15 protein-coding genes are annotated in these 12,311 nt (G+C 66.1%); 5 read left to right on the forward strand and 10 right to left on the reverse strand.

All coding sequences use genetic code 11. The annotated features are described in order from the left end of the window. Positions 1–7: 7 nt before the first annotated feature. Positions 8–490 (reverse strand): NUDIX domain-containing protein, encoded by a 483-nt coding sequence (locus tag OHB26_RS29050; RefSeq protein ID WP_330180440.1) that lies wholly within the window; start codon positions 488–490, stop codon positions 8–10. Between the two features lie 475 nt (positions 491–965). Here OHB26_RS29050 and OHB26_RS29055 point away from each other — a divergent pair, with 475 nt between their 5' ends. Together OHB26_RS29055 and OHB26_RS29060 are read left to right on the forward strand one after the other, a co-directional pair. Next, positions 966–1,469, forward strand: a complete 504-nt coding sequence (locus OHB26_RS29055; protein ID WP_330180441.1) for a pyridoxamine 5'-phosphate oxidase family protein — start codon at positions 966–968, stop codon at positions 1,467–1,469. A 72-nt stretch (positions 1,470–1,541) separates the two neighbouring features. Beyond that, positions 1,542–2,321, forward strand: a complete 780-nt coding sequence (locus OHB26_RS29060) for an alpha/beta fold hydrolase (RefSeq protein WP_330180442.1) — start codon at positions 1,542–1,544, stop codon at positions 2,319–2,321. Here the strand turns inward: OHB26_RS29060 and cynS are convergent. The 3 genes from cynS to OHB26_RS29075 all read right to left on the reverse strand — a co-directional run bounded on the left by cynS (position 2,281) and on the right by OHB26_RS29075 (position 3,655). Next, entirely contained in the window at positions 2,281–2,727 is a 447-nt protein-coding gene (gene cynS, locus OHB26_RS29065; RefSeq protein ID WP_330180443.1) for a cyanase, read from the reverse strand. The two genes, OHB26_RS29060 and cynS, sit on opposite strands and share 41 nt — an antisense overlap. Before the next feature lie 75 nt (positions 2,728–2,802). After that, positions 2,803–3,045: an aromatic-ring hydroxylase C-terminal domain-containing protein gene (locus OHB26_RS29070; protein ID WP_330185810.1), complete on the reverse strand. Its 243-nt coding sequence runs from the start codon at positions 3,043–3,045 to the stop codon at positions 2,803–2,805. After that, a complete protein-coding gene (locus OHB26_RS29075) occupies positions 2,936–3,655 on the reverse strand; it encodes an FAD-dependent monooxygenase (protein WP_330185811.1) in 720 nt (239 codons plus the stop codon). Before OHB26_RS29075 ends, OHB26_RS29070 begins: the two co-directional genes overlap by 110 nt. A 197-nt stretch (positions 3,656–3,852) precedes the next feature. On the opposite strand from OHB26_RS29075, the gene OHB26_RS29080 reads away from it, so the two are divergent. Continuing rightward, a complete protein-coding gene (locus OHB26_RS29080) occupies positions 3,853–4,287 on the forward strand; it encodes a hypothetical protein (RefSeq protein WP_330180444.1) in 435 nt (144 codons plus the stop codon). A 184-nt stretch (positions 4,288–4,471) separates the two neighbouring features. Here the strand turns inward: OHB26_RS29080 and OHB26_RS29085 are convergent, their stop codons facing one another. The 5 genes from OHB26_RS29085 to OHB26_RS29105 form a co-directional block, all read right to left on the reverse strand. Then, entirely contained in the window at positions 4,472–5,638 is a 1,167-nt protein-coding gene (locus tag OHB26_RS29085) for a TDT family transporter (RefSeq protein WP_330180445.1), read from the reverse strand. A 35-nt stretch (positions 5,639–5,673) separates the two neighbouring features. After that, positions 5,674–6,303, reverse strand: a complete 630-nt coding sequence (locus OHB26_RS29090) for a disulfide bond formation protein B (RefSeq protein WP_330180446.1) — start codon at positions 6,301–6,303, stop codon at positions 5,674–5,676. Positions 6,304–6,323: 20 nt separating this feature from the next. Continuing rightward, complete coding sequence (locus tag OHB26_RS29095) at positions 6,324–6,485, reverse strand: hypothetical protein (RefSeq protein WP_330180447.1); 162 nt, start codon at positions 6,483–6,485, stop codon at positions 6,324–6,326. 274 nt (positions 6,486–6,759) lie between these two features. Then, positions 6,760–7,911: an RNA polymerase sigma factor gene (locus OHB26_RS29100; RefSeq protein ID WP_330180448.1), complete on the reverse strand. Its 1,152-nt coding sequence runs from the start codon at positions 7,909–7,911 to the stop codon at positions 6,760–6,762. After that, positions 7,904–8,329: a YciI family protein gene (locus tag OHB26_RS29105; RefSeq protein ID WP_330180449.1), complete on the reverse strand. Its 426-nt coding sequence runs from the start codon at positions 8,327–8,329 to the stop codon at positions 7,904–7,906. Before OHB26_RS29105 ends, OHB26_RS29100 begins: the two co-directional genes overlap by 8 nt. 187 nt (positions 8,330–8,516) lie before the next feature. Here OHB26_RS29105 and OHB26_RS29110 point away from each other — a divergent pair, with 187 nt between their 5' ends. After that, positions 8,517–10,238: a DUF885 domain-containing protein gene (locus OHB26_RS29110; protein ID WP_330180450.1), complete on the forward strand. Its 1,722-nt coding sequence runs from the start codon at positions 8,517–8,519 to the stop codon at positions 10,236–10,238. Between the two features lie 5 nt (positions 10,239–10,243). Here the strand turns inward: OHB26_RS29110 and OHB26_RS29115 are convergent, their stop codons facing one another. Next, positions 10,244–10,711 (reverse strand): DUF6328 family protein, encoded by a 468-nt coding sequence (locus tag OHB26_RS29115; protein ID WP_330185812.1) that lies wholly within the window; start codon positions 10,709–10,711, stop codon positions 10,244–10,246. A gap of 383 nt (positions 10,712–11,094) precedes the next feature. Between OHB26_RS29115 and OHB26_RS29120 the strand changes: the two genes are divergently transcribed. Next, positions 11,095–12,291, forward strand: a complete 1,197-nt coding sequence (locus OHB26_RS29120) for an AAA family ATPase (protein WP_442942734.1) — start codon at positions 11,095–11,097, stop codon at positions 12,289–12,291. Positions 12,292–12,311: the final 20 nt, after the last annotated feature.

Raw genomic sequence — 12,311 nt, forward strand, 5'->3', positions numbered from 1 at the left:
GAGGGAATCAGCGCTGTTCCCGGTAGGTGGTGAGGATGCGGCGAATCGACGGCGTCACCGGTAGGTCGCCGTCGAGCGGGATCCAGCGGTAGTCACCGTAATTGCTCAGCCGGATCGGCCCGACACCCGCCACCTCGACCGCGAAATGCTCACGGCGGACCGGTTTTCCGGCATTCGACAGGTAATCGAAGCCGCCCAGATGCGTGCGGATGTCGACCACCGTCAGCCCGGTCTCCTCGAGCACCGCGCGCGCCACCGCGGCGGCCAGCTCCTCACCCGGGCGCACCGTGGTGCCCGGTAGGTTCAACGGCCGACTACCGGCCACATACTCCTGGCGCTCCAACAGCAGTACCGCGCCGTTGTTCTCCAATACGACGCCGATCCGCAATGCCACGCCATCGGCCTCGGCCTTCGCCTGTAGATCGACCAGCACCGACTCGCCGATCGACTGCCGGGGAGAAACCTCGAAATCCCACACTTGTACACCCACATCCCGTACCGCCGGACACCGTCGACCGGCACAGTTTCTACGCTACCGCTGGAAAACCACTGGAGTGAAAGGAGATCCGTAAGTTTCGGCGCATCTCCATGGGACGGTCGCGTCCGCCGGAAAGTTTCGGGCATCCGGTACCGGCTGTCACAGTGTCCACGAGGGTGAATCGCCGCGCCAGTCAGAACGGAATTCGGGCGATTTCAGGTGAGCGCTTCGGCGAGTCGGTCGGTGATTCCGATGAGTCACTCCGGATCGCCCTGCCGCCGCCCCCTCCTGCGCTCACCCCACCGTCCTATCACCTCATCGACCACTCCCGGCAACCCCGCAATCCACTCCACCCAGCCTCCCCCCGGCAACCTTCCGCCGAGCGCACCCCTCCGGAATCTCGATGATCAATCGATGTCCTCCCGTCCGATGCTGTTAGCCTCCGAATTATGAAGCAGGGGAGCCGAATTGCCGGGGGCGAGTCACGATGACCGTTGACCGTGAATGGGATCAGGTTCGCGAGATCGTGTCGCGGGCGAAGAGATCGACGGGCCACTTCGCGATCGCCTCGGTCGACAGGGACGGGATGCCGAATGTGACCCCGATCGGGACGGTCTTCCTCCGGGACGACCGCACCGGGTTCTACTTCGACCAGTACACGAGCGCCCTGGCAAGCAATCTCGACGCGAATCCACGGGTCTGCCTGTCGGCGGTCGACAGCGGATCGTTGTTCTGGTTCCGGTCACTGCTGACCGGTCGCTTCGCCACTCCTCCCGGCGTGCGGCTGTACGGCACAGCCGGTCCCCGACGACTCGCGACCGCCGCGGAACTCGAACAGGTCCGGCGGCGGGTGCGCCCGATGCTCCTGCTGAAGGGCGGCCGACTGTTGTGGTCGGATTTCACTCACGTCCGCGAGCTGACGTTCGACAGCTTCCGGCTGGTGCGCTATCCGGTCATGATGCCGAAAGACGCGGTGCCACAGACGCCTTGAGGGGAATGGAATTTCTCACTCCGGACGCGGTCATGCTGGACCGGATCGCACCGGGAGGCAGAGACTGGGGTTATGGATGATCTCGCGGTGCGGCGGGTCGGGAATGGTCCGGAGATAGTGCTGGTGCACGGTGGGGCCGGGCCGGGGGCCACCTGGGCGGGGCTGGAGGCGCTGGCTGAGCGGTGGACGTTGGTGCCGGTGTATCGGCGGGGGTTCGCGCCGAGTCCGCCGGTGCGGGGGCGGCATGACTTCCTGGTCGATGCGCAGGATCTCGGGGAGGTGTTCCGGGGGCTTCGACCGCATGTGGTCGCGCACTCCTACGGGGTGCTCGGGACTTTGCTGGCCGCGGTCGCGGATCCGGGGAGTGTGCGGTCGTTGACGCTGATCGAGCCGCCGCTGTACTTCCTGGCCGAGCGGGATGCGGATGTGGTGCGGCTGAAGGAGTTGGGGGACATGGTTTTGCTGGAGGGGCTCGACTCCGAACCTGAGGCGCTGCGGGAGTTTCTCACGCTCTCGGGAGCTCCCGGCGTCGGGGCGGGACCGCTGCCGGAGGCGGTGACGGCCGCGGTGCGGCGGGCGCAGTACGCGCGGCTGCCGGGGGAGATCAGGGTTGATCTGGAAGTGTTGCGCGCGAAGGGGATTCCCGCCATGGTCGCCTCCGGTGCGCATCAGCCCGGGATCGAGCGGATCTGTGACGAACTCGCGGCGGCCTTGCACGCGGAGCGGGTCATCGCACCCGGTGCGGGCCATTTCGTGGCGGCCGCACCGGGTTTCGGCGATCAACTGGAGCGTTTCCTGTCCGGCGGCGACCTCAGCCCCACTGATACTTCAGATATTTGCCGTCGAGTGTGACGACGATCCTTTCGCCCCCGGGATCATCGCGGCGATCCACGTCGATCTTGAAGTTGATGGCGCTCATGATGCCGTCACCGAACTTCTCGTGGATCAACTCCTTGATCGCGGGGCCGTATACCTGTAACACCTCGTAGAAGCGATAGATGGTGGGATCGGTCGGCACCGCCGCGTCCAGCGCGCCGCGCGTCGGCCGCGCGGTGAACGCGGCGATCTCCTGGGCGCCGAGTTCCAGTATTCCCGCGGCCTTTTCGGCCTGTGTGACGCTGAGCGGGTGCTGTCCGAGCAAGGCGGCAACGGTCCACGCCTCCGGTGCGTCGAGCAGTTCGGCGAGCTGTACCCAGGTCAGCCCGAGTCGCGCCTTCGCGGCGAGTACCGCCTCTCCCGCCTGCTTCTTCGTCGTCATACCGGCACCGTAGAGGAGCCCGCCGGTCCTGTCGACGCGAGCGGTCGAGAGTCGGTGCGGGGTGCTCGAATCCGCCTACCGCGGTGCGCCGAACCAGGTGGTGAGTGCCTCCCGCAGGGAGCGAGCGGCGGTGTCGGCCGGTTCGCCGAGGCCAGCGGCCCAGGCGACGCAGGCGTCGGGGCGGATCAGGAAGGCGTCAGCCGGGCGGTTATCTGTTTTGCCGCTTCGGATTTCGATGCGGTGGGCCCATTCCCGAGCGACTTCGCGCAGCTCCGGACGATCGGCCAGAACGAGGAATACGGGCCGGGCTGCCCGCATCAACTCGGCGACATCGCTGGTGCCGTCGTCGGTGTGCGTCGTCGGTGTGCAGGGTCAGGTCAGGCGCGAAACCGCCGATCAGTTCGTGGTCACCGGGCATCGGATAGCGAATATCGCTGCCCGCGATGAAGGCTCCCATCCGCTCGAGTGCCTGCTCATCGGAGAGCAACTCCTGGAATACCGCGCGCAGGGCATCGGCGGCCGGATCCTGCGCACGCCGCAATGCCACCTGAGCCTGGGTGTGCAGCAGCGTACGCACCCCCGCGTAGTGTCGTTCGGAATGGTAGGTGCCCAGCAGGGCCTCGGGTGCCCAACCCTGTACGGAGGCAGCCAATTTCCACGCCAGGTTGACCGTATCGAGCATGCCCGCGTTCAATGCCACGCCGGTCGCGGGGAACAGATGCGCCGCATCGCCCGCCAGCAGAATCCGTCCCACACGGTAGCTTTCGGCCTGGCGTGCTTGAAAGGTGAAGCGCGACAGTCGAGTCGGCGATTCGAGGGGCATATCCACGCCGAGTACCCGGCCGACGCTGGCCCGCAGCTCCGCCAGGGTCATCGGATTGTCGTCGTCGTATTCGGTGAGTTCGTCCTCGGTGGTGAAGACACTGATGGGCCGACCTTCAGCGGCCGGTCCGAAGGCGAAGGGACTTGATCAGGAGCTGCACCGCGGTTCCGGGGGCGAAAGCGATGGGCGGTATACGCCGACCGAGGCCAGGGCGGCATTTCGGCAACATGTGGGTATCGGTGGCGCGGACGGGGGCATGATGTGGTGATCACATGCGATCGGCCACCGACAGGAGGCGCATCATGTTCGGTCGCTCCAGCACTCCACCCCTGTTCGTACTGGCGGCAACGCTCGGCTGCGGCGGCATCATCGCCGTCCCCGCGGCCGCACAGTCACCCGCAACCATCAGCGTCGATTCCGCATTGACCTACCGGGTGACCACCCTGGCCATCGGCGGCACGGCCGACTGTTCGGGCGGCGGAACCGCCGGAATCCAAGTGGTCGACGGATCACTGGAGCAGATGTTCTCCGGCGGCATCGGCGGCCCGATAGCCGTCAAACTCGACGGACCCGTCCAGATCGACTGCGACGGCATATCGCATGCCTGGTCCGGCAACCTCATAGCACCCGGCCGTGCCCTGCCGAACGACTCCGGCGGCATGGTCACTGTCAATCTCTCACAGGGCTCGACGGTCATTGCCACCACCGGTTCGCGACCGATCCACATCGTGAGCTGATCGGCCGCGAACCCACGAGGTCAGTTCGCGAGGTCACCCTCGCGCTGAGGCGGGCCGAGGGAGTTCTTGCTCGGGTCCTCGAACCGGGCGGCCAGGGCGAACCCACGGTCCTGCGCGACCTCAACGCCGCGGGCGATACCGAACAGGGAATCGACTACACCGCAATGTTCTGCGGCGAGACTCGTCAAGGGGTTGGGCTGTTCAGGTTCCGGCGGGCAGGTCCTTTGCCGGCCTTGATCGGTGCCGCTGCGGGAGGGGGCAGGAACAGATGTCCGCGAATGCTGCCCATCGCGGTTCGGATCGCGACCAAGCACCACGTGAACAGCAGCCCGGCGAACGCGGCGACAGCGCCGACCCGAAAAGCGGGCAGGTCGGTGTGCACGGCCAGTTGCGTGGTACCGGTCACGAAGGTGCCGACCGGGAACGTCAAGCTCCACCAGGTCAGCGCGAAAGGCATTCCGGCCCGCAGGGTTCGCACGGTCAGCGCGGTAGCGAGGGCGATCCACAGCACCGCGAACCCCCAGATCGGAACTCCGAAAATGACGGCGAACACCCGCAACCCGGCGGCGACGTCCGGAGTGACCGCGAGGGGCGCGGCGCTCCCGAGAAGGCCTGCGGCGGTGATGGATTGTCCGAGGGGGCCGAGCACGATCCACAGGGTCGGCACGCGTGCGGTTCCGGAGCTGCCGAAATGTGTCAGGCGACTCCAGATCATCGTGATGATGATGATCGAGGCGAACAGCGATAGCCCGAACATCGCGTAACAGCCGTAGAGCAGGGTCGCGGGGCCGGAGCCGGACCCCGCATGGGGGATGAGCAGTGCGCCGGTGGCGGCGGAAACCATCGGTGGCACGACGGGCATGAGCCACCCGCCGAAGGCGCCGTCGGACTCGACATTGTGTTGGGTGAACATGACGTAGGGGACGACGACCGCCGTGAACAGGCCACCCACGGTGCCCGCGGTCCACAGCACCCAATCGAGCCTGATGGCCACGTGCTCGCCGAGGAGTGGCTTTCCGGTCAGCAGCGCACCGGCCCCGACGGTGAGTAGCGCCATTGGCGCGGCACCGTAGAAATGCGCCATCTGCGGGTTGTAGACGTGGCTGCGAGCGGTAGCCGGATGCCGAATCCAATGCACGGCCATCGCGAGGACGACTGCCAGCAGCGTGGCCGCGGCGAGTACCCATACAACCCGGGCGAACACCGATAGTCCCGGGATCCGCACCGGCAACGTGGCCGCCGCGGTAGCCACGATGCCGGTCCCCATGACGGGCGCGAACCAGTTGGGTCCCAGATGGCCGAATACCTGATGGGGTGACTGGAGTGCGGACAAAAGCCGGGGTCGTTTCATCGAGCCGCCTTCGCTGGTGCCGTCCATGGCGATAATCAATCAGTTATTCCGAGGTCGGAGAAGAACTCGTAGCCGTCCGGATCGCCGGGCATCTGCCAGTGGAATCCCTGCTCCAGGAAACAGAAGAACAGATTGGTCGCGGCGAAGAGAACCAGAACGGTGAGCGTCACCGAGGCCGCTTTCCGAAATGCGGGCGAGTTGACGCCTGCATCGAGTGGTTCGCTCATGGGGGCGAGTATCAGGACAATGGCACACGCGATGACGGCCGCGATGAAGACGAGCAGTGCCCACGTGTACAGATGAAGCCCGAAAAGTGTTCCGGCATAACCGGGATCGGGTGGAATGATGTGCATCAGTGTCTGGGATCCCGATTCGATACCGCCCAGCACCGCGACCAGAATCGCCCAGCCCCATCCGGTGGCGAATTGTGGTGTGGTTACCGCGCCTTCGCGTGCGCGGGCTATGATGTAAGCCGGGCCGATTGCGCTGAGCAGGAAGAACATTCGCTGCTGGAGACACATCGAACACGGGTATTCCCCGAGCGCGAACTGGAAGAAGTAGGCCCCGGCGAGTGTTCCGCAAATGCCGAGCACATAGAGATGAGCGAACCACAGGCCCAGGTGGTGAGACCGGCCTGTCCGCGCTGTCGCGGCATCGGTTGTCATCGAAGTCGCCGCACGGGGGATCACAGCGCGATTCCGAATTCTCGTCCGACAATGTGGGGGACAACGGATAGGACGAGCAAGGCGAGTGTCACCGTGCACAACGCCCAGGTGAAACGCGGTGGCCATGCCCGGGCAATCGCGAGCACACTCATCAAGACCAGCGCGAACAGCAGGGTGTACATGAGGCAGGAATCCTTTCCGGGCATTGGCCGTAGCGAGCGTTGTCCTGTACCTCGTGCTGGAACCGCAGAAACAAATGAATGGTTGCATCTCCATCGGCGACCACCCGGCATTACGCCAGTCCGGCGCGTACCGGTCGCTTATGAGGTATTCCGAGAAGCGGTCAAAGCGACGAGACAGGCACCCGCAGAAGGCACATAGTCAATTACCGTCGACGATGCCTCAGCCGGCCTCGCTCCGGCACCGGTAGCGTTGCTATGCGTCCATAGAGTGGCGCTATGTCCCCGGATGCTCGCGGTTGTTCAGTCGCGCGGCCTGGCGAGTCAGATGGTCGCGTTCGGGAAGATTGGGTGCACTGCGCGCCGCCTCGGTGTAGAGCCGTGCCGCCGTGGTCAGGTCGCCGTCGCGCTCGTGCAGGTACGCCGCGACCGCCGTATGGCGGGGGAGTGAATCATCGAGTGCCGCAAGCTCTTTCAGTCCGGCGCGGGGGCCGTCCGCTTCGCCTGCCGCGACCGCTCGATTGAGGCGCGCGATCGGGCTGTCGGTCAGGCGGATGAGTTCGTCGTACCACTCGACGATCTGCACCCAGTCGGTCTCGGCGGCGGTCCGCGCGTCCGCGTGCAGTGCGGCGATGGCGGCCTGGGCCTGGAATTCGCCCAGCCGGTCCCGGGCCAGGGCGGCCTGCAGGATCATGACGCCCTCCGCGATCATCGAGGTATCCCATCGACCGCGATCCTGGGCGGCGAGCGGCACCAGACTCCCATCGGCCGCGGTCCGGGCGGCACGCCGGGCATGGTGCAGCAGCATGAGTGCGAGCAGCCCGGCCACCTCGGGATGGTCGATCGTGGTCGCGAGTTGCCGAGTGAGCCGAATGGCCTCGGCGGCGAGGTCGATATCGCCGGAGTAGCCCTCGTTGAAGACCAGATAGAGCACCCGCAGCACGGTGGCGACATCGCCGGGCTGATCGAACCGCACGTTCGCGATGGTGCGTTTGGCCCGGCTGATCCGCTGGGCCATGGTCGCCTCGGGCACCAGGTACGCCTGCGCGATCTGACGGGTGGTCAGGCCGCCGACCGCGCGCAGCGTGAGGGCGACCGCCGACGAGGGTGTCAAAGACGGATGCGCGCAGAGGAAATAGAGCTGCAGCGAGTCGTCGGCCTCGACCGCGGGTCCGGGAGCGGGCTCCTCGTCGATGAGGTCCTCCCGCCGCCGTCGTGCCGCCTCGGCGCGGGTCTCGTCCAGGAATTTGCGCCAGGCCACCGTGACCAGCCAGCCCTTGGGATCGCGCGGCGGGTCGTCCGGCCACACCCGCACCGCCTCGATCAACGCCTCCTGTACCGCGTCCTCGGCCGCCGCGAAATCAGCTCCGCGGCGCACGAGTATCCCGAGCACGCCGGGGGTAAGGCTGCGGAGCAGAACCTCATTCACCGTGGAAGTCGCACTCTGCGATAGTGGGCGACGCGCTGTAGAACGGGCGCAATTCGAGCCATTCGTGAATCGGTTTCCCACCGGCGCCGGGCGCGGCGGACAGCTCACCGGCCAATTCGAGCGCGCGCTCGTAGCTGTCGACATCGATCACCATCCACCCGGCGATGAGGTCCTTGGTCTCGGCGAACGGTCCATCGGTGACCGGCGGCCGCCCCGCACCGTCGAATCGGACGAACACCCCCTCCGGGGCGAGCGCCCGACTGTCGACGAACTCCCCGCTCTTCTCCAGCCGAGCCGCGAAATCGTTCATGTACCGCACATGCGCCGAGATCTCCTCCGGCGTCCACTTGTCCATCGGCACGTCGTTCACCGCGGCCGGTGCACCGCGATAGTGCTTGAGCAGCAGGTACTTCGCCATGATGTCTTCTCCTCAGTGCTTGGCGCGACTCGTCTCGGGCCGCTTCTACTACGAGGACGGAGCCGATTCCAGGTTCTCGACATCCGGGGGCCAGAGTATTTCGACTCAGCCGCCTGGACCACACTGAAATCTGTTCGTCGAGCGTGTGCCTTCGCTGCCCCACTTCCTGCCCGAGAGGTAATGCGCCATGGCTCAGCACACAGACCCCACCGCGACCACGCCGCGCGCCGTCGCCGATAACTACGTCCACGCCCTGGCCGAACTCGATCCGGCCCTCGCGGTCCGACTCGGATTCGATCCGGACAACGACGAACTTCCCGATCTGACGCCGGAGGGGCTCGCCGCGATCGGTGACCTCGCGCGCAAGACCCTCGCCCAGCTCACGACTGTCGAGCGGAGCGGCTCCACCTTGCCGGATGTGGAACGCCGATGCGCCGTGCTGCTGCGGGAGCGGTTGAATGCCGAGATCGCCATGCGCGAGGCGGGGGAGGACCTGCGCACCGTCGGTGTGTTCAACGGCGGCTGGACACTGACCGCACCGACCTCCTCCCCATTGATGGGCATTCGAGACCTGTTCACCCTCATGCCGACCGATACGCCGGAGCAGTGGCAGGTGATCGACCGCCGTATGCGGCGAATTCCGGAGGCCCTGCGCCAGTACCGTGCCACGCTCGGGGTCGGTATCGAACGCGGATTGCTGTCGGGGCCGACCCCCGTCGGGGTGGTCATCGACAGCCTCGGACAGCTATTGACCGGGAAGTCGGGCAGCTGGTTCCAGGATTTCGCCGCCACCGCACCGGAATCGGTTCGCCCCCAACTGGATAGCGCGGCGGCGGCCACCGCCGCCGCCTTCGCCGAGATGCGGGATTGGCTGACTCGAACCTACGCACCCGCCGCGGCCGGACAGTCCGACACCGTAGGCCGCGAACGCTACCGGCGCTTCGCTCGCTTCTGGACGGGTGCGGACCTGGATCTCGACGAGGCCTACCACTGGGCCTGGGAGCAGTTCCACGATGTGTGGGCACGCATGCGAACCGCTTCGGACACAGTACGTTCCGGCTCCCAGCCCTTGGAAACCATGGCCTGGCTGACCGAGAACGGCGAATCCTATGCCGTCCCGGACGACATCCTGCACTACCTGCAAAGCCTCATCGACAAGGCCATCGCGGACCTACAGGGCACGTACTTCGACCTCGCGGAACCGCTCCGGCAGGTCGAGGCCATGATCGCCCCCGCGGGGTCGATGGCCGCACCGTATTACAGCCAACCCACCGTCGACTTCGCCCGCCCCGGGCGCACCTGGTTGCCCACTCGCGGTCGCACCCGCATGCCGATCTGGAATCTGATCGCGCTCTGGTATCACGAAAGCGCGCCCGGCCACCATATGCAGCTGGGCCAATGGACCTATCTGGCGAAAGAGCTGTCCCTGTTCCAGATCAGTCAGGGTTTCGTCGCCGCCAATGCCGAGGGCTGGGCACTCTACGCCGAACAGCTCATGAACGAACTCGGCTATCTGACCGATCCGGCCGCGCAGTTGGGTTTCCTCAACGCACAGATGCAACGCGTGCAACGGGTGATCATCGATATCGGCATCCACGCCGGAATGGCCTTCCCCGCCGATGCCCCCGCCTCGGCGGGTGAGGTCATGAATGTGCGCAGTGCCCGTGATTTCTACGGCCGCTACTGCGGCCTGCCCGCCGATCAACTCGACAGCGAAATGGTTCGCTACCTGAGCATTCCGGGCCAGGCCATCTGCTACAAACTCGGTGAACGGGTCTGGCTGGCCGGGCGTGCGGCCGCCCGCGAGAAGCACGGCGCCGCCTTCGATCTCGGGGCTTGGCATATGGCGGCACTCTCGCAGGGTTCACTCGGCCTCGATGACCTGGCTCGCGAGCTCGATGCGCTCTGAACCGGTCAGCCGATCCGCCCGCGTCGCTGACGCCAGGGATGCAGTACCCAGACCGCAGCGAACAATATGGCGAACGCGGTGCCCGCGACAGCTGCCGGTATCGGTCCGGCGACCGTATCGAATATCAATACCGCCGTGCCGATCAATGCCAGACCCAGTAATCCGAGGCCCGCTATCGCATAGCGGTGCGCCGCGGTCACCACATTCTCGATTCGATGTCGCCGGAACAGGATTCGATGCGCTGCCACCGGCGCGATCAGGCATACCGTGGCGGCGATCGATGCGGTCACGACTGCCAGATAGAGCACCCGCATCGAGCCCGAGAGCAGCTGAAAACGGTTCTGGAAGGGAAGTGTGAGCAGGAATCCGGTCAACAGCTGCACACCGGTTTCCACGACGCGCAATTCCTGGATCAGACTGCTCCAATTGCGGTCCAGCCGTTCGACTCCCGTCTCATGCCGTCCGTCGGTCATGCGGTCGGCGCGGCAGCGGTGCTCGGTGCCGGTTTCGGCGGGCTCGTGTTCGGCTCCGAGGTCGCGCGCCCAGGTCTCGGACACGATGTTCTCCCTTCGTTGCTCACTATGTGCCGCATACCCGTCCGGACGCGCACGACACTCGCGCGAACCGGTGGATGCGCGCTGCGAACACACTGTGGAAATGCTGAGATTCGAGTCGAATTCCCAGGTCGTCCGGGTATCGACGGCAGGATCGAACGAAATTCGTGATCCGCCCGCGACGCGACTTGGGCGTCGGACCCCAACCGGGTGCGGCGAACGCGCCGGATACCTGGAATAGTTGGGGCGGAACGCACAGGACCAATGCGAAAGCGGGGATTTTGGTGACTTCGACTGATGGTGTGAGCGGAGTGAGTACGGTGAAGGACGCGCCGCCGCCGAACACCCTCGAGCGCGATGTCCAGACCCTGGAAAAGGCGATTTACGAAGTCAAACGGGTGATCGTCGGGCAGGATCGGCTGGTCGAACGGCTGTTGGTAGGTGTGCTCGCGCGCGGTCATGTGCTGCTCGAGGGTGTGCCCGGTATCGCCAAGACCCTGGCCGTGGAGACCTTCGCAAAGGTGGTGGGCGGCAGCTTCTCCCGCGTGCAGTTCACCCCCGACCTGGTGCCCACCGACCTCGTCGGTACCCGCATCTACCGGCAGGGCCGCGAGGAGTTCGATACCGAACTCGGTCCGGTGGTGGCGAACTTCGTACTCGCGGACGAGATCAACCGCGCACCCGCCAAGGTGCAGTCGGCGCTGCTCGAGGTAATGGCCGAGCGGCATGTCTCCATCGGTGGCAAGACCTATCCGATGCCGAATCCGTTCCTGGTCATGGCGACTCAGAACCCCATCGAGAGCGAAGGCGTGTACCCGCTGCCCGAGGCGCAGCGCGACCGCTTCCTGTTCAAGGTGGTTGTGGACTACCCCTCCGTCGAGGAGGAGCGCGAGATCATCTACCGGATGGGTGTCACTCCGCCGGAGGCCAAGCCGGTACTGGATCCGGATGAGCTGGTGCGCCTGCAGAAGGTCGCCGCGAACACCTTCGTGCATCACGCGCTGGTGGATTACGTGGTCCGGGTTATCGCCGCCACCCGTAAGCCCGCCGACTTCGGTATGCACGATGTCGCCGGATGGATCTCCTACGGCGCCTCGCCGCGCGCGAGCCTGGGCATCATCGCCGCCGCGCGTGCGGTCGCGCTGATCCGCGGTCGCGATTACGTGGTCCCGCAGGATGTCGTCGAGGTGATTCCGGATGTGCTGCGGCACCGCCTGGTGCTGTCGTACGACGCGCTCGCCGACGAGGTTTCGCCCGATGACGTGATCAAGCGCGTACTGCAGACGGTCGGTCTGCCGCAGGTGGCCCCGCAGGCCGTCGCCCCGGGCGGCGCGCCCGCGCCGATGCCCGCCGCACCGCCGGTCATGGGTCCGCACGGTCAGCCGCAGCCGGCGCCCGGAATTCCGCAGCCGCCGCAGGGGCAGCAGGGTATTCCGCAGCCGCCGCAGGCCCCTAACGGTCAGGTGCAAGGGGTTCCCGGCCAGCCTCAGCCCAAGTGAGGCGGGCCTCGGATTCGGTT

The organism is Nocardia sp. NBC_01503 (assembly GCF_036327755.1).
Classification (GTDB): Bacteria; Actinomycetota; Actinomycetes; order Mycobacteriales; family Mycobacteriaceae; genus Nocardia.

Excerpts from the sequence above, each read along its gene's own strand:
- OHB26_RS29055 (WP_330180441.1), top strand. The coding sequence starts at position 966 with ATGACCGTTGACCGTGAATGGGATCAGGTTCGCGAGATCGTGTCGCGG.
- OHB26_RS29060 (WP_330180442.1), top strand. The coding sequence starts at position 1,542 with ATGGATGATCTCGCGGTGCGGCGGGTCGGGAATGGTCCGGAGATAGTG.
- cynS (WP_330180443.1), bottom strand. The coding sequence starts at position 2,727 with ATGACGACGAAGAAGCAGGCGGGAGAGGCGGTACTCGCCGCGAAGGCG.
- OHB26_RS29070 (WP_330185810.1), bottom strand. The coding sequence starts at position 3,045 with ATGCGGGCAGCCCGGCCCGTATTCCTCGTTCTGGCCGATCGTCCGGAG.
- OHB26_RS29080 (WP_330180444.1), top strand. The coding sequence starts at position 3,853 with ATGTTCGGTCGCTCCAGCACTCCACCCCTGTTCGTACTGGCGGCAACG.
- OHB26_RS29085 (WP_330180445.1), bottom strand. The coding sequence starts at position 5,638 with ATGAAACGACCCCGGCTTTTGTCCGCACTCCAGTCACCCCATCAGGTA.
- OHB26_RS29090 (WP_330180446.1), bottom strand. The coding sequence starts at position 6,303 with ATGACAACCGATGCCGCGACAGCGCGGACAGGCCGGTCTCACCACCTG.
- OHB26_RS29095 (WP_330180447.1), bottom strand. The coding sequence starts at position 6,485 with ATGTACACCCTGCTGTTCGCGCTGGTCTTGATGAGTGTGCTCGCGATT.
- OHB26_RS29105 (WP_330180449.1), bottom strand. The coding sequence starts at position 8,329 with ATGGCGAAGTACCTGCTGCTCAAGCACTATCGCGGTGCACCGGCCGCG.
- OHB26_RS29110 (WP_330180450.1), top strand. The coding sequence starts at position 8,517 with ATGGCTCAGCACACAGACCCCACCGCGACCACGCCGCGCGCCGTCGCC.
- OHB26_RS29115 (WP_330185812.1), bottom strand. The coding sequence starts at position 10,711 with ATGACCGACGGACGGCATGAGACGGGAGTCGAACGGCTGGACCGCAAT.